Source organism: Leeuwenhoekiella obamensis, from assembly GCF_055391795.1.
In genome coordinates this window covers 1675670-1692451 of the sequence record NZ_AP029251.1, presented here as the reverse complement: position 1 = coordinate 1692451, position 16782 = coordinate 1675670, and the positions used below count along the sequence as shown (strand labels likewise).

The window sequence follows — 16782 nt, the reverse complement described above, 5'->3', positions numbered from 1 at the left end:
TCATAGAATATGGAAGAAAAAAAGTTTGACGTAAAATCATTGATAGGTTTCTTGCTCATCGGCGGGATTTTGATATGGATGTTGTACAACAATCAACCTACCGAAGAAGAACTTGCTGCTGAAAAAGCAAAGCAAGAGCAGGTAGAAAATCAAGAAAAACAAGCAGCAAATGATGCAGTTATCGCTCAAGGCGAAAATGAGTCTGCCGCGCCTGTTACAGATAGTTTAGGTCAAATACGCTTACGCGAAAAGTTAGGAAGCTTTGCTTACAGTGCAACGCTACCGTCTGCGACTGATGCAACCACCACAATTGAAAACGACAAGATGGAACTTGTGGTTAGCAACAAAGGTGGGCAGATCGTTGAAGCAAGACTAAAGGAATTTAAAACCTATGATTCATTACCAGTTTATCTTATTAAAGATGGTAATAGTAGCTTCAATGTAACCTTTAGCACTTCAGACAATAGAACGCTTAATACACAGAACCTTTACTTTGAACCTTCAGTTACAAAGAATGGTGATAATAATGTGCTAAGCATGAAACTTAAGGTTTCTAACAACGAATATCTTGAGTTTAGATATGAGTTAAAACCTAATGATTATATGTTAGGTTTTGGCGTGAAAACGCAAGGATTACAAAACGTGATCAATACCTCAAATCCTACACGTTTAAAATGGGATTTTAAAGGATATCGCCATGCCAAGAGTATCTCTTATGAAAATCGCTATACACGTTTAACCTACGAGTATGATGATGAGAAGCATGATAAACTAGGACAAGCCGGTGAAGATGATGAGATAGAAAATGGTGTAAACTGGTTCAACTTTAGACAGCATTTCTTTGGGTCTATGTTATTAAGCGATACGCCGCTTAACGATGTAAAATTTACTTCTAAGAATCTTGTAGAAGATGAAGAAGTTGATACTTTATACACAAAACAATATTCTGCAGATGCATTGCTAGAGCCTACAAACGGTGAGCTTAATTATGCAATGGACATGTATTATGGCCCAATGGATTATCAAATACTTAACGACTATGATCGTGGTCTTGATGAAGCAATGCCATTAGGTTGGGGGATTTTTGGTACGATAAACAAATACATTATCATTCCATTATTTGGGTGGTTGATCTCATTCTTACCAGCTGGTTTTGCAATTATCGCATTAACGATTATCGTTAAGATTTGCTTGAGTCCTATTCAATACAAGCAATATCTTTCTCAAGCTAAGATGAAGGTGCTTCGTCCTGAGATCAACGAGATCAACGAGAAGTACAAAGACAATAAGATGAAAGCGCAGCAAGAAACAATGGCGCTTTATAACAAGGCAGGCGCGAGTCCGCTGAGTGGTTGTTTGCCTGGATTATTACAAATCCCGGTGTTCTACGCATTGTTCACGTTCTTCCCATCAGCTTTTGATCTAAGACAAAAAAGTTTCCTTTGGGCAGATGATTTATCAAGTTATGATGTGATCGTGCAGTTGCCATTCCATATTCCATTATATGGAGATCACGTGAGTTTATTCCCAATTCTTGCAGCGATCGCTATCTTTATTTACATGACGATGACTACTGGGCAGAGCATGCAGCAAACGCAGCAACCAGGAATGCCTAATATGAAATTCTTAATGTACTTGTCGCCACTTTTCATGTTGATATTCTTCAACAATTACGCTAGTGGACTTTCATTGTACTATCTGGTTTCAAACCTTATTACAATTAGCATCATGCTTGTGATCAAGAACTTTATTCTTGATGAAGATAAAGTACATGCTAAGATAGAGGCTAAAAAAGCTCAGCCACGCAAGCAAAATAAATTTCAGCGTAAATTCTCTGAAATGATGGAGCAGGCAGAGCAACAGCAAAAGAAAAAATAAGTTTAGTTTTTTCGCTGTAGCGAAAAGAACAAAAACCTGCAAGATGTGTTTCTCACGCTTGTAGGTTTTTTGTTTTTAGGAATTTACCTTAGAGGCTTTGTGCAGAGAAAATCCTTGAATGTTTATTTGTAATTTTGCCTTTTTAATTGCGACTTAGCAAGTCAATATATTTTTATGAAAACTGTTGTTGTAGGTCTTAGCGGTGGTGTAGATAGTAGTGTATCTGCTTATTTACTTAAGGAAGCGGGTTATAATGTCATTGGCCTTTTTATGAAGAATTGGCATGACGATAGCGTGACCATTTCTGATGAATGCCCCTGGCTGGATGATAGTAACGATGCGATGCTTGTTGCAGAGAAGTTGGGGATACCTTTTCAAACGGTAGACCTGAGTGAGCAATACAAAGAGCGTATTGTAGATTACATGTTCCGTGAATATGAAATGGGGCGTACGCCAAATCCTGACGTGCTTTGTAATCGTGAGATCAAGTTTGATGTTTTTATGAAAATTGCAATGAGTCTAGGCGCAGATTATGTCGCGACTGGGCATTATTGTCGAAAAGGTGAGATCGAAGCAAACGGCAATCCGGTTTTTCAATTGCTTGCCGGCGCAGATCCTAATAAAGATCAATCGTATTTCTTGTGTCAGTTATCACAAGAACAACTTTCAAGAACACTTTTTCCCATAGGTCATTTGCAAAAAAGCGAAGTGCGTGCTATTGCAAAAGAACAAGATCTTATTACGGCCGAGAAAAAAGATAGTCAAGGACTTTGCTTCATCGGTAAAGTGCGTTTGCCAGAGTTCCTTCAGCAGAAGTTGATGCCTAAGGAAGGTAATATCATTGAAATTCCTGCAGAAGTTTCTGAGGTAAAATTCAAGGCTTTGCAAGAAGAAAATTACAGTGACGGTGATACGCTTACTCAGACGATAAGTACTTTGGCTTTAAAGCCAAAATACAAAAGCACAGAGGGTAAAGTTGTGGGTAAACATCAAGGCGCACATTACTTCACGATAGGTCAACGCAAAGGGCTGGGTGTAGGAGGCACGGTTGAACCGCTTTTTGTGATCGATACTGACGTTGAAGAAAATATAATTTACACCGGTCAAGGAAAGCAACATCCTGGTTTGTATCGCAGTGCTTTGTATGTGCAAGCAAGCGAAATACACTGGATACGTGAGGATCTTGAACTTGCAGTAGGCGAAACCCTTGAAATTATGGCGCGCATTCGTTACAGGCAGCCATTACAAAAGGCCACCCTGCATAGAACAGAGGATGGCCTTTATGTAAGTTTTGCTCAACCACAATCTGCGATTACCACAGGTCAATTTGTGGCTTGGTATCGCGGGGTTGAATGTCTAGGATCTGGTGTGATATCTTAGTGTGAGTGACTGAAAAAGTCAGCTTCCTCGCCGCGTATGCGTTGAGATCTTCCCATAGTTAGATAAAGCACTCCGCCTACAAGTGGCAGGATCAATAAGATGGCTAACCATGCGTTTTTACCTTCTCCTTTAAATTTTAATTTTGAGATGTTGAATATGCAGATGATGTTTAGAACATATCCTGCGATTATCACTGCGAGAAGTAACCCGTTAAAAGTGGGAAATCCTTCCATAATTTGTAAAGGTATCATAGCTTGAATTTTTAATTATACTTGATGTGTGTTTCAATATGACCACACTCTAATTTTTTCTTTCTCTTAAAGTTACGCAGTGACGCGCTTGTATGGTGAGCAATTCACTATACTTTAAGACCATAAGGCTGTATTTTAGCATTCTTTAAATACTTTTTTGGCTGTAGCCAAAAACTGCTAGCTAAATGATATTTTTACAGCAAAATTTACCGCATGCATAAATTTAAAACCTGGATCTCTGCCGCACGTTTGCGCACATTGCCATTATCTATTTCTGGTATTCTTACAGGAAGCGTAATGGCTATTGAAACAGGAAATTTTAATGGGACGATCTTTGTACTTTGTTTGCTGGCAACGCTAGGTTTTCAGGTATTGTCAAATTTTGCAAACGACTATGGCGATGGTGTAAAAGGTACAGACAACGAGGATCGTATAGGTCCTACGAGAGCCATGCAAAGCGGACTCTTAAGCGCAAAAGAATTACGCGGCGGAATGATCGTAATGGCACTATTTTCATTGATCGTGAGTATTGCTTTGATCTATGTCGCTTTTGGGTCAGAAATGATCTTGTATTCTTTGATCTTCATCGTTCTGGGGATTCTTGCAATTGCTGCTGCGATTAAATATACGGTTGGCAATTCGGCTTATGGATACCGAGGTTTAGGTGATGTTTTTGTTTTTCTGTTTTTTGGCTTGGTAGCTGTTTGCGGCTCTAATTTTTTATATGAAAAACAACTTTATCTATATACTTTTCTGCCGGCTACGACCATCGGGTTTTTAAGTGCTGCGGTGCTTAACCTTAATAATATGCGCGACAGATTATCTGACGCAAAGGCTGGTAAGATCACACTTGCGGTAAAATTAGGAGAAGCTTCCGCGAAAGCGTATCATGCATTTCTCATTCTAGGCGCACTTGCTTGTGTGTTGATCTATTTTGCAGTTACCGGCACTTGGTTGTATTCAGTAATTTCAATTTTGGTTTTTGTACCGTTGATCATTCATTTAAAACGTGTTTTTAAAAATGACGCACCGGCGCTTCTGGATCCCGAATTAAAAAAGGTTGCACTGAGTACATTTTTCTTCTCGTTATTGTTTTTGCTAGGCTTTCTTTTTTAACGAAAACTTAGTACAGGCTTGACTTGCGAAGATTGTTTGGTTTCGTAATTTTCTGATCAATCAAATATTTACGATCCATGAAAATTACATACTACGGGCAAAATTGCTTTGGCTTTGAAGCCAAAGAAGTAAAAATTTTAACCGATCCTTTTATCACCGGCAATCCATTAGCAAAAGATAAAATTGACATCAATACCATTGAGGCAGATTATATCTTCCTGACGCATGCGCATCAAGATCATATTCTGGACGTTGAGGCTATTGCCAAAAATACTGGCGCGGTGATCTATGCAAATTATGAGATTGCTAATTACTTTGGTGAAAAAGGGCTTACCGTGCATCACATGAATCATGGCGGAACTGTAAAATTAGAATTTGGTTCCGCAAAATACGTGCAAGCGATTCACACAAGTTCATTTCCTGATGGAAATTATGGTGGTCAACCAGGAGGTTTTGTTTTTGTAATAGACGGCAAAACGGTTTATATGGCTGGAGACACGTGTTTAACGATGGATATGAAGTTGATCCCGATGCAGTTTGACGTTGATATCAATATTTTCCCGATAGGTGATAACTTTACCATGGGCGTTGAAGACGCTATTATTGCAAGTGATTTTGTAGAATGTGATAAAGTCATAGGTTGTCATTATGATACTTTTGACCCGATTAAAATTGATCATGAGTGGGCAAAATCACAATTTGAATTAAAAGGTAAAGAACTTACGCTGCTTGATATAGGAGCATCTCTTGAATTATAATTTGTGAAAGCAACATACTTTAAACATACATTACAATTTAAACGCCCCAGCGGGACTTCGCGGGGCGTTCTTACTGAAAAAGAAACCTGGTTCATACGTATTGATGCCACAGGAAAAGTAGGCTACGGCGAGTGTGGAATCTTAAGAGGACTGAGTATTGACGATCGCCCAGATTATGAAGAAACCTTAAAGTGGGCTTGCGATAATATTCATCAAGGTCTTGATGAGTTGTACTTCAAGCTAGAAGGTTTTCCTAGTATTCAATTTGGGTTAGAAATGGCGTTTCGTTCATTTGAATCACAAGACCCTTTTAAGCTATTTCCCTCTGCTTTCACTCACGGTGAAAAGGGGATAAGCATAAACGGTTTGATATGGATGGGTGAAGAAAAATTCATGCATCAGCAAATAGAGGAGAAGCTTGAAGCTGGCTTTGATTGCATTAAAATGAAAATAGGTGCTATTGATTTTGACACAGAGATTAAGCTTTTAAAAGGTATTCGTGATCGCTTTTCAGCGAAAGATATTACGCTGCGTGTAGATGCAAATGGAGCATTTGCTCCAGAGGATGCCATGAAAAAACTTGACCAACTTGCTTCGCTAGATATTCATAGTATAGAGCAACCTATTAAAGCGGGACAATGGGACGCGATGGCAAAACTCTGCGAGAACACACCATTACCTATTGCATTAGATGAAGAATTGATAGGCATTTTTGATGTTGCAAAAAAGCAAGAGATGATGCAACATATCAATCCTCAATATATCATTCTTAAACCTAGCTTGATCGGCGGTTTTCGCGGAAGCGATACCTGGATAAGTCTTACAGAGCAAATTAATGCCGGCTGGTGGATCACATCTGCCTTAGAAAGTAATGTGGGGCTTAATGCGATCGCACAATATACTTACACAAAAAACACGGTGATACCACAAGGATTAGGAACTGGTAGTTTGTATACAAATAATGTATCTTCACCTTTAGAAATAACACGAGGTCATCTCTGGTATAATCCAGAAAATAGATGGTCGCTTCAATTTTAATGTATGTTTATAGCTCAGGCTTATAAGGCAAAAAATAATGCTTTCTGGTTTTATTTAATTGGCTCTTTAATTATTTTTTTAGGCAGTATTATTGGGCAGATCCCATTTGTTATAGGAGTCGCTTTAGAAGTAGGTCTTGAAGGAATGACTACCATAGATGGCAATAATTTATTGTCAGTTTTAGACCCTAATTTATCTTTCTTTCTACTTTTAGTTTCATTTGTATTTGCTTTTGCGGCTATAATTTTTGTGGTGAAGATCTTACACGGGCAGAAGTTACTTGAAGTTACAACCACTCGTAAGAAATTTGATTGGGGAAGAGCATTTTTTGCTTTTGGTTTAGTGGCAGCATTTACCATTATTTCTACGCTTATAGATTACTGGCTTTCGCCGGAAGATTATGTGCTGAACTTTAGACCTATTCCATTTTTAATCCTCTTTATATTATCGCTTTTTCTTGTCCCAATTCAAACAAGTACAGAAGAATATGTCTTCAGAGGTTATCTTATGCAAGGTCTTGGGATTCTAGCAAAAAATAGATGGTTCCCATTAGTTATTACTTCAGTAGTTTTTGGAGGAATGCATTTTTTCAATCCAGAGGTAGATAAATTGGGGCCTATAATAATGATCTATTATATAGGAACTGGATTTTTACTAGGCATCATGACATTGATGGACGAGGGTATGGAGCTTGCCTTAGGCTTTCATGCAGGTAATAATATGATCACGGCGCTGCTAGTTACTGCAGATTGGACCGTATTTCAAACCGAATCTATTTTCAAAGATGTCTCAAATCCTGAAGTTGGTTTTGATGCTGTTTTGCCAGTATTCATTGTATATCCCATCTTCTTGATTATCTTAGCATATAAGTATAAGTGGAAGGGCTGGAAGGAAAAACTTTTTGGTAAAGTAAAACCGCCCGAAACCGCACTTATAGACGAGCAAGTAACAGTTTAAAATTTCATTTTACCTGTCTTATGGCCAAGAATCCTTTACACCCAGCATTTCAACTTAATGGTAAATCCTACAAAGTTTCTGGATTAAAAGATCTGGCGAAAGAATATATAAGGATGGGCGAAGCCCATGAAGAAGAGATAGGTGACTTTTTATTGTCTTGGTTAGATGATAAGAAGTATGTAATGGTTAATACTTCAGGCAGTACGGGTGAGCCCAAATCTATCAAGCTACGCAAAAAGCATATGATCAGTAGTGCAAAAGCTACTGGTAAGTACTTTGGGCTTGATGAAGATACCACAGCGCTACTTTGCTTGCCTTCTCGCTACATCGCCGGTAAAATGATGCTTGTAAGAGCAATGGTTTTAGGCTGGAGATTAGATGTTGTTCCACCTAAGGCAAATCCGTTAGATCAGGTTTTTAAACGTTATGAATTTTCTGCAATGACGCCTTTTCAATTAGATAATTCTGTGGCTCGCTTGCATTTAATAAGCAAACTTATCGTGGGCGGCGGTCCATTTTCAGAGTCGTTAAAAGAACTAGTAGCTGATATTGATACTAAGGTTTATGAAACCTATGGAATGACAGAGACAATTTCGCATATAGCGGTAAAAAGAATAAACAGCAAGAAGCATAAAAGCGGCGAAACTCCCTTTAGAACGATGAGCAAAGTTACCGTGAGTCAAGATGATCGCGGTTGTCTTATAGTAAAAGCGCCAAAGGTTTCTAGCGATCCTGTGATCACAAATGATGTGGTGCGATTATTTAGTTACAAAAAATTCTTGTGGCTAGGCCGTGTAGATAACGTGATCAATAGCGGCGGGATAAAATTGCATCCAGAGCAAATTGAGAAAAAATTGGCACCGCAGATCGATTCTCAATTTTTTGTAGCTGGCGAAGAAGATGAAAAATTAGGCGAGCGTCTCGTGCTCGTCATAGAGTCTGATAATATAGACGTTGCCAAGCTAGACTATTCTGAGCTTGATAAATACGAAGTGCCCAAAGCTGTTTACTGCACGGCAAAATTTGTGTACACAGAGACGGGCAAGATCAAACGCGGCGCAACCCTTCGGGCGTTAAAATCCTCAGAGCAGGTATAATTTCTTTTTTGGTATAAGAATTGATTTATTGATCGCGTAAGTGATTTTTTCGCTTTAAGCGAAAAGGTCTCCTAAACCATTAATTAACCGAAACGAAAACCTAAACGCTCAAAAGTGGCATTGTTTATTGATTTTTGTTTCCTTTGTGAAAAATTCCTTAAAATGAAGAGAATAATCCTCGCAGCAGTATTTTTTGTTTTTTTAGCAAATGAAGCTTCGGCGCAATATTATAATAGAATGGGCGGTATGGGTCGCATGAATCGCAGCATGTCTCAACCTACTCCCAGACCACAACCAGAACCTAAAACTCCAGAAGATATCACTGCAGAGCGTTTGCCAGTGTATGTTGAAGAATTTGGGCTTGACCCATTTAAATCTGAAGTGTTGAGATCATATCTCAATGATTATTATGATAAGGTTTTTAGACTTCAAAAAAATGATGCATTAAAAGGTGAGGATGCTCGCAAGGAATATGAATTTATAGAGAAAGAATTCAAAAACAACTTGAGCAATATTCTTACAGAGGATCAAGTCAATAAATTTATGGCGATCGATGACTTTGATAAAAAGAAGAAAAAGCGAAAGAAAAAAGATAAAGACAATTAGTAAAAAGTGCCAGATGGCACTTTTTTTTCTTAAAACACAACCAAAATTTGAGCGTTTACGTAAATGTATCATTAAACCAACGCTCAAATTCTTGATATGATTAAGATTCAAAGCATTAGATGCGCTATCAAAGATTTTCTTGTAACTTTTGTAGATAAATACCTTGTTAAGAGTAAGAGTTTGTCCGTTAATAAATCGTTAATCCTAGCTGCGCATATTGCTCTATCTAGGCTCGCGGTTAACTTTGGTATTTTATACAAGTAAAAAATGATTGATAAAGGTACGCTGGTAAAGTGGAAAAATGGAGAAATTGTGGAGACTGGCAAAGTAAAGTCTATCTTTGGAGGAGAGCTTGCTCAAATAGAAGATAGTATCAGTGCAAAAAGCGCTCCCATTCGCTCCTTATATATAGAACAAGAAAACGGAAGTCACGTCTTAAAATTAGAAAGTGAAGTAGAAAAAGTCTAATGGCAGAATTAATTAAAGTTTATAATGAAAACCCTAACTCTCGCGAGATAAAGCGCATTGCAGATTATCTTAGAGATGGCGGCATCATAATCTATCCTACAGATACGGTTTATGGTCTGGGCTGTGATATCACAAATACAAGAGCGCTAGAGCGCGTGGCACAGATCAAGGGTATAAAGTTAGCTAAGGCAAACTTTTCTTTCATTTGCGAAGACTTTAGTAATCTCTCAGATTATGTGCGCCAGATAGATTCTACGACTTTTAAAATACTCAAACGCGCTTTACCTGGGCCGTACACTTTTATTCTTCCGGGTAACAACAATTTGCCTACGGTTTTTAAAAAGAAAAAAACAGTAGGAATTAGAATTCCAGATAACAACATCGCTCGCGCAATTGTTCGCGAACTGGGTAACCCTATCATTTCTACATCTATCTACGATGAGGACGAAGTGATAGAATACACCACAGATCCAGAACTTATTTTTGAAAAATGGGAGAAGATCGTAGACTGCGTAGTAGACGGTGGTTATGGTGATAACGTGCCTTCTACGATAATTGATCTTACTTCGGGCGATCCAGTTTTAATAAGAGAAGGTAAAGGAAGTCCAGAGTTGTAATCTTTTCACTTTCGTGAAAAGGTCTTCGACAGGATCTCTTTACTTATTTTCTTATTTCATCTCATCTCGTTAATTTTCTGTTATTTAGATTTTCATTATTAATGCTTTTAGCTCATGAATAGTAGTTTTAAATTAAAACTATAATTATGATCAGAGAAGGAAGCAAAGTAAAATGGAAATGGGGTAATGGCACCGCAACAGGCAAAGTAAAATCTACTTTTGACAAGAAAGTTACCAGAAAGATCGATGGAAGCGAAATAACGCGTGATGGTAGCAAAGATGATAAAGCACTTTACATCGAGCAAGAAGATGGCGCTAATGCTCTTAAATTAGAAAGCGAAGTACAAAAAGCTTAATTACACTTTTAATTTTTTGGCTTAAAGCCAAAACAAAATATACAAGACGGCAACCGCCGTCTTTTTTCTTGCTACTATTTCCGTTTAGGACAAAGCATAAAAAAAACCGCTGATAGCAGCGGGTTTTCTCTTTTTGGCGAAAGCCAAATTATTTTAAACCTATTTAGGCATACCGTCTTCGATCATTTTGTAGAACTGATCTAGCTTAGGAAGCACAACGATTCTTGTTCTACGGTTTTTAGCACGACCTTCTGCAGTGTCATTGCTAGCAACAGGAACGTAGTAACTTCTACCAGCAGCTACCATTCTTTCTGGTGGCACACCAAACTCGTCCTGAAGGATTCGCACAACAGAAGTTGCACGCTTAACACTTAGATCCCAGTTATCTTGGATCACGTTATTGCTTATTGGGTTAGGATCTGTATGACCTTCTACCATAAATTCTATTTCTGGCTTAGCTTTTACAACTGTTGCAACTTTACCAAGTACTTCTTTAGCACGGTTTGTTACATCCCAACGACCGCTATTAAATAATAGCTTGTCTGAGATAGAAACATATACAACACCTTTTTCAACATTTACTTCAATGTCTTCGTCGTTGATATTTCCTAGAGCTCCTTTAAGGCTAGTTACAAGTGCAAGAGTTACACTGTCTTTCTTGTTAAGCGCATCACGGAAAGCTTTGATCTGTAGATCTTTTTCTTTGATAGCTTCTAGAGAACGCTCAAGGTTTTCTGCACCTTTAGTAGAAAGTGTAGTTAAGTTACCTTGAGTATCAATAAGGTCGCGATTAGTTTGCTTAAGATCAGAAATTTGATTTTCCATACGATCTTTTTCAGCAAGACAAGTATTTAATTTTACTGTCGCTGAGTTAAGCATATCTTGTGTTTCTTTTTGTTTTGCTTCAAGTGCAGCGTATTTCTTCTGCGAAACACATGAAGTAAGTAATACTGCCGATGCAGTTATGATCAAAAATTTTTTCATCTGTTTAAAAATTGTTTTTCTTTATTGTTTAACGATCAAAAGTATTAAAAATGGTATGCAATATAAGTGCCTTAACAATACTTTAAAAATTAATCTTTTAACATATTGGTTTTCGTGCTGTTGGGCTTGCCATTTTTACCTCTTAACCGCAGTAATATAACGTAACTAATACGATTTATCTTATATCATATTTTAAAACCCTTATTTTAATGGGGCTTTTACTTTATTTATTTGGCTGCAGCCAAAAGAATTTCAACCGATTAAATCGAAATAGTGTTAAGATTTAGTTAATAGAGAAATTTATAATTCTTCATATTTCTCATAAAATCGTCCATTTTGCTTATTGGTATTGATAATATCACAAAAGATAAGCCTTATTCTGCATGATATTTCAATATAACCTGGTGAATTTTAACAATTTGATGTAAAAATTGGGTAGTGGTTAACAAATCCTGAAAACTTAATCGGTTAATTTAACGTACATCTTATTGATAACCAATACCAAAAGTTAACTTATGAAACAAGAAACTACGCTGCGCACGCTTCTTACGTGCTTTTTTTTCACCCTTTTCACAACTCTTACTTTGCAAGCGCAACTTGTGACGCAAAGCAATGATGGTGGTGGTGATGGCACTTTGAGAGCTGAGATCTCTGATACTCCTGCTGGGGGTGTTGTAACTTTTGACCCTTCAATCACTTCGGTTGGTCTTATAGGTCAAATAGTAATCACAAAAGACATTACTATAACAGGTAATGGTTTATCGAATACCTTAATTGATGGTAATGACGCTAGCCGAATTTTTTATGTTATCTCTGGTGTTACGCTAACGATCAATGACCTTACACTCACAAACGGGGCAGATGATGATGGCGGCGCGATCTACGTTAGTGGTGGTGCATTGAATCTAAGCAATACAGCGATAGAAAATAGTTTAGCTTTTGGCTCTTCCGGTTCTGGAGGAGCTGTTTTTTTAGATGCTGGTTCAGATTTTTCTGCGCTTAATTCTTCTTTTTCAAATAATAGAGCAAATAGAGCAGGTGGAGCAATTGAAGATAATTCAGGCGACTCTACGGTTCTATCAATTGTGGGATCTAGTTTTATGAATAACAATGCCGGAGTTTCACCGGCTACGGCAGCTCCAGGAAATGGTGGTGCAATTCATATTACAGGTGCTGGTGACATGACGATAGCAACAAGTGACTTCTCTGGAAATATGGCAGCAAGAGAAGGTGGTGCTTTATGGAATGGTGCGGGTCTAATGACCGTAACAGCAACTAATGTGGATGGTAACATGTCTTATGGAGGCGAATCTCATGATGGTGGTGCTGGTATCTTTAATAATGGCGGTGATTTGACAATTGAGTCAAACTCGGTTATAGCAAATAATACAGGTAGTGGAGCATCGGCTTCTGGTGGTGGTATTTTGAGTCTTGATGGTGCAGTAACTATCACAGATTCTGAAATTCATATGAACATGGCTAATAGAGCCGGTGCAGGTATTGAAATCATAGATGGATCTTTAACGATCACTAATTCTAATCTTACCGGAAATTCCTTTGTAAGTGCAAGTCCAGGTAATGGTGGTGCGCTTCATGTTACTGGAGTTGCGACTGTTAATATCACAGGTGGTACAGTAAATATGAATACAGCAGATTCAGAAGGTGGTGGTTTGTGGAATCAAGTCGGGTCTACCATGACGGTTTCTGGAGTTGAAATTTCAGGTAACACCGCACTTGGCGCTGCTGCTGACAATGGCGGTGGTGGAGTTTTCAATAATGGAGGAACGCTCAACATTGAGAATGGTACAATGATCACTTCTAATTCGGTTACTGGTGCTTCGGCTTCCGGTGGCGGACTTTTATCTACTGATGGCGCTGTTAGTATTTTGGCTTCAAGCCTAAATAACAACACAGCAAATCGTGCCGGCGGTGCTATTGAAATTATAGATGGAGAACTGACTATGACAAATTCTTCAATGAATGAAAATAGTTTTACAACTCCCGCACCGGGTAATGGCGGTGCACTTCACGTTACTGGAGTTGCGACTGTTAATATCACAGGTGGTACAGTAAATATGAACACAGCAAATTCAGAAGGTGGTGGTTTATGGAATCAAGCCGGATCAACTATGACTGTTTCTGGAGTTGAAATTTCGGGTAACACCGCACTTGGCGCTGCTGCAGATAATGGTGGTGGAGGTATTTTTAACAACGGTGGAGATTTGATAGTTAATCAAAGCACCATGATCACAGATAATACCGCAACAGGTTCTGCTGGATCTGGAGGTGGTATCCAGAATGTGACTGGTGGAAGTGTGAACGTTTCTGCGAGTACAATTTCGGGTAATATGGCGATGCGCGCAGGTGGTGGTATAGAAGATAATTCTACTGCAGATGCAATGGGAGAGATCATTTTAGTTGATGTCGCTTTAAGCGAAAACATGACAGGTTCGGCTCCCGGAAACGGTGGTGGATTGCACGTTACAGGTCCTGGTGATGTTATGATCACTGGCGGAATGATAAACGATAATACGGCAGCTAACGAAGGCGGCGGATTATGGAATGGTAGCGGAACAATGACAATTGCAGGTGCGACAATTGCAGGAAATGTGGCAAGCGGAGCAACTATCGCCGATCCTTTAGATATTAAAGGTGGAGGAGGGATTTTTGCAAATGATGGAGGTAGTCTAATAATTAATGAAGGAACAACGATTTCAGGAAACTTTGCTGACGGAGCGGGTGGTTCTGGTGGAGGTATTTTACTAGCTACAACTTCTTCTCTTGCGATTAATGGTACAGAAGGTAGTCCAGTAGTTTTTGATGGTAACGCTGCAAATCGTGCTGGTGGTGCTATTGAAGATTGGTCTCTAGATAATTCAACATCGACTATTGCCTTTGCAAACTTTACAGGAAATAGCGCAGGTGTGGATATTGATGGATTCACAGCTTCTGCTGCACCCGGAAATGGAGGAGCTATTCATATTACTGGTACTGGTAGCATGACGATTTCGGGTGGTAGTGCTATGAATAATTTGGCTGCAGCCGAAGGAGGCGCGTTTTGGAATAGCATAGCATCAATGACTATTGAAAATGTAACGGTTACCGGAAATACAGCTAGTGGAGCCGCAGCAGACAATGGCGGCGGTGGACTATTTAATAATGGCGGAGTAATGATGGTCGCTAACAGCATGATATCAGAAAATATGGCTGATGGAACTTCCGGTTCAGGCGGTGGTATTCTTAATGTCGCAGGAGGCTCTCTAACCGTTACTGGTTCTGAGATCTCTGAAAATATGTCCATGCGTGCTGGCGGTGGAATTGAAGATAACTCTAGTACAGCAGGCGGATCTTTAAGTCTTATCAATGTCGATTTAATGAATAATAGCACAGGTTCAGCTCCAGGAAATGGTGGTGGACTTCATATCACTGGTGGTGGAAATATAACGATCACAGGTGGTACCATTTCAGGAAACACAGCTTCTAATGAAGGCGGTGGCTTATGGAATGGCAGCGGGGTGATGACGATAAATGGCACTATGATCTCAGGTAACATAGCCAGTGGAGCTACAATTGCAGATCCTTTAGAAATAAAAGGTGGTGGCGGAATTTTTGCCAATGACAATGGTACTTTAATAATAAATGAGGGTACAATGATAACAGGCAACTTTGCTGATGGAGCAGGTGGCTCTGGCGGTGGAGTTCTAATGGCTGTGGGGTCTTCTTTAACTATAAATGGAACGGAAGAGTCTCCAGTTACTTTTGATGGCAATGCAGCAAATAGAGCAGGAGGTGCTATTGAAGATTGGTCATTAGATTCTGCTGTGTCTATGTTAACGAATGTAACCTTCACAGGAAATAGTGCAGGCGTTAGTTTAGATAGTTTTACAGCAACCGCAGCACCTGGTAATGGAGGAGCGATTCACATAAGTGGCCCTGGTAGTATGATGATCACAGATGGTATGGCAACAGGAAACCTAGCTGCATCAGAAGGAGGCGCATTCTGGAATAGTACTGCAGATATGACTATTGATGGAACTCAAATTTCTGGAAATATCGCCTCTGGAGCGGCAGCAGATAATGGCGGCGGCGGACTATTCAATAATGGAGGTTATCTTATGGTGATGAACGCGATGATCGCAGATAATACTGCTAATGGGGCTTCAGGATCTGGCGGTGGAATACAGAATGTTGCTGGTGGAATGGTAGACGTATTAGATTCACAAATCATGAATAATATGGCTATGCGCGCCGGTGGTGGTATAGAAGATAACTCATCTATAGAATCAGGTTTTATTACTCTAACAAACACAACTGTGAGTGGTAATGCTACAGGAGCTGCTCCTGGTAACGGTGGTGGTTTTCATATTACTGGCCCTGGTGATGCAGCAATCGTTAGTTCAACCTTTAGTGGTAACACGGCAGTAAATGAAGGTGGTGCTATCTGGAATGGAGCCGGAAGTATGTCAATCATAATAAGTACTATTTCAGGGAATAGTACAGATGGTGATGGCGGTGGATTATTTAACCTTAATGGTGAGCTTAGCGTAAATGCTTCTACAATTGCAATGAATACTGCTGCAGGAACTGGTGGTGGTGTAGATAACGCAGCTAATAGTCCTGTAACAACTTTTACAAATACTATTGTAGCAATGAACACAGCAGCTACCGGAAATGATATAGGTGATGGCGGTACATTTACTTCAGCAGATTATAATCTTATAGGTATCGCAGGGTCTTCTATTTCGGCGCAAGCCAATGATATTTTTGGATCTGTTGCATCACCTGTGGATCCATTGCTTGGTGCTCTTGCAGATAATGGCGGCGTAACTCTTACTCACGCTCCGGGTAATAAATCTCCGGTTTACAATGCGGGTAATCCAGCAGATACTTTTGTAGATCAGATAGGTCAAGACGTTTTTGACGGTATTAGAGATATAGGTTCTTTTGAAGCACAGCTATCTCTAGGAGTTGATGATTTTGCTATCGTAGGTATCAAAGGAAGCAAATTGTATCCTAATCCTGTAATGCGTGGCGAGTTTAATATAAATATTCCTCAATCTGTTTCTGGGCAAGAGATCGCTCTTAAGATCTATGAGGTAGGAACTGGCAAATTAGTTTACAATCAGCAGGCGACTAGTGGAGTGAATAATGTGAATGTAAACGGTCTTGCATCGGGAACGTATATTGTTCAACTTGTTCATCAAGACAAAGTTCAAAATCTTAAAATGGTAGTGGGGCGATAAGTCCTTTTGACTAACTTAAACAAAAACGCCCCT

At 39.2% G+C, this 16782-nt stretch carries 14 protein-coding genes; 12 read left to right on the top strand and 2 right to left on the bottom strand.

Going from position 1 to position 16782, the window contains the following annotated elements:
- Positions 1-9: 9 nt before the first annotated feature.
- A complete protein-coding gene (yidC, locus tag ACZ5L8_RS07540; RefSeq protein WP_464440639.1) occupies positions 10-1878 on the top strand; it encodes a membrane protein insertase YidC in 1869 nt (622 codons plus the stop codon).
- Between the two features lie 174 nt (positions 1879-2052).
- Positions 2053-3258, top strand: a complete 1206-nt coding sequence (gene mnmA / locus ACZ5L8_RS07535; RefSeq protein ID WP_464440638.1) for a tRNA 2-thiouridine(34) synthase MnmA — start codon at positions 2053-2055, stop codon at positions 3256-3258.
- Here the strand turns inward: mnmA and ACZ5L8_RS07530 are convergent.
- On the bottom strand, positions 3255-3509 hold the full coding sequence (locus ACZ5L8_RS07530; RefSeq protein ID WP_464440637.1) for a PLD nuclease N-terminal domain-containing protein: 255 nt from the start codon (positions 3507-3509) through the stop codon (positions 3255-3257). The two genes, mnmA and ACZ5L8_RS07530, sit on opposite strands and share 4 nt — an antisense overlap.
- A gap of 213 nt (positions 3510-3722) precedes the next feature.
- On the opposite strand from ACZ5L8_RS07530, the gene menA reads away from it, so the two are divergent.
- From menA to ACZ5L8_RS07485, 9 genes are all read left to right on the top strand, one after another.
- Positions 3723-4625, top strand: a complete 903-nt coding sequence (gene menA, locus ACZ5L8_RS07525) for a 1,4-dihydroxy-2-naphthoate octaprenyltransferase (protein ID WP_464440636.1) — start codon at positions 3723-3725, stop codon at positions 4623-4625.
- A 77-nt stretch (positions 4626-4702) separates the two neighbouring features.
- Positions 4703-5383: a metal-dependent hydrolase gene (locus ACZ5L8_RS07520; RefSeq protein WP_464440635.1), complete on the top strand. Its 681-nt coding sequence runs from the start codon at positions 4703-4705 to the stop codon at positions 5381-5383.
- 3 nt (positions 5384-5386) lie between these two features.
- The gene (locus ACZ5L8_RS07515; RefSeq protein WP_464440634.1) at positions 5387-6421 is read left to right on the top strand and encodes an o-succinylbenzoate synthase; all 1035 of its coding nucleotides are present in this window, start codon (positions 5387-5389) and stop codon (positions 6419-6421) included.
- Positions 6422-6424: 3 nt separating this feature from the next.
- Positions 6425-7378: a lysostaphin resistance A-like protein gene (locus tag ACZ5L8_RS07510; RefSeq protein ID WP_464440633.1), complete on the top strand. Its 954-nt coding sequence runs from the start codon at positions 6425-6427 to the stop codon at positions 7376-7378.
- Positions 7379-7398: 20 nt separating this feature from the next.
- Positions 7399-8475, top strand: a complete 1077-nt coding sequence (locus ACZ5L8_RS07505; protein WP_464440632.1) for an AMP-binding protein — start codon at positions 7399-7401, stop codon at positions 8473-8475.
- A 162-nt stretch (positions 8476-8637) separates the two neighbouring features.
- Complete coding sequence (locus ACZ5L8_RS07500; RefSeq protein WP_464440631.1) at positions 8638-9081, top strand: hypothetical protein; 444 nt, start codon at positions 8638-8640, stop codon at positions 9079-9081.
- A gap of 267 nt (positions 9082-9348) precedes the next feature.
- The gene (locus tag ACZ5L8_RS07495; RefSeq protein WP_464440630.1) at positions 9349-9549 is read left to right on the top strand and encodes a hypervirulence associated TUDOR domain-containing protein; all 201 of its coding nucleotides are present in this window, start codon (positions 9349-9351) and stop codon (positions 9547-9549) included.
- Positions 9549-10166 (top strand): L-threonylcarbamoyladenylate synthase, encoded by a 618-nt coding sequence (locus ACZ5L8_RS07490; protein WP_464440629.1) that lies wholly within the window; start codon positions 9549-9551, stop codon positions 10164-10166. Before ACZ5L8_RS07495 ends, ACZ5L8_RS07490 begins: the two co-directional genes overlap by 1 nt.
- 146 nt (positions 10167-10312) lie before the next feature.
- Positions 10313-10522 (top strand): hypervirulence associated TUDOR domain-containing protein, encoded by a 210-nt coding sequence (locus ACZ5L8_RS07485; RefSeq protein ID WP_464440628.1) that lies wholly within the window; start codon positions 10313-10315, stop codon positions 10520-10522.
- Positions 10523-10681: 159 nt separating this feature from the next.
- Here the strand turns inward: ACZ5L8_RS07485 and ACZ5L8_RS07480 are convergent, their stop codons facing one another.
- Entirely contained in the window at positions 10682-11506 is an 825-nt protein-coding gene (locus ACZ5L8_RS07480; RefSeq protein ID WP_462598008.1) for an OmpA/MotB family protein, read from the bottom strand.
- A gap of 515 nt (positions 11507-12021) precedes the next feature.
- Between ACZ5L8_RS07480 and ACZ5L8_RS07475 the strand changes: the two genes are divergently transcribed.
- On the top strand, positions 12022-16749 hold the full coding sequence (locus ACZ5L8_RS07475) for a choice-of-anchor Q domain-containing protein (protein WP_464440627.1): 4728 nt from the start codon (positions 12022-12024) through the stop codon (positions 16747-16749).
- Positions 16750-16782: the final 33 nt, after the last annotated feature.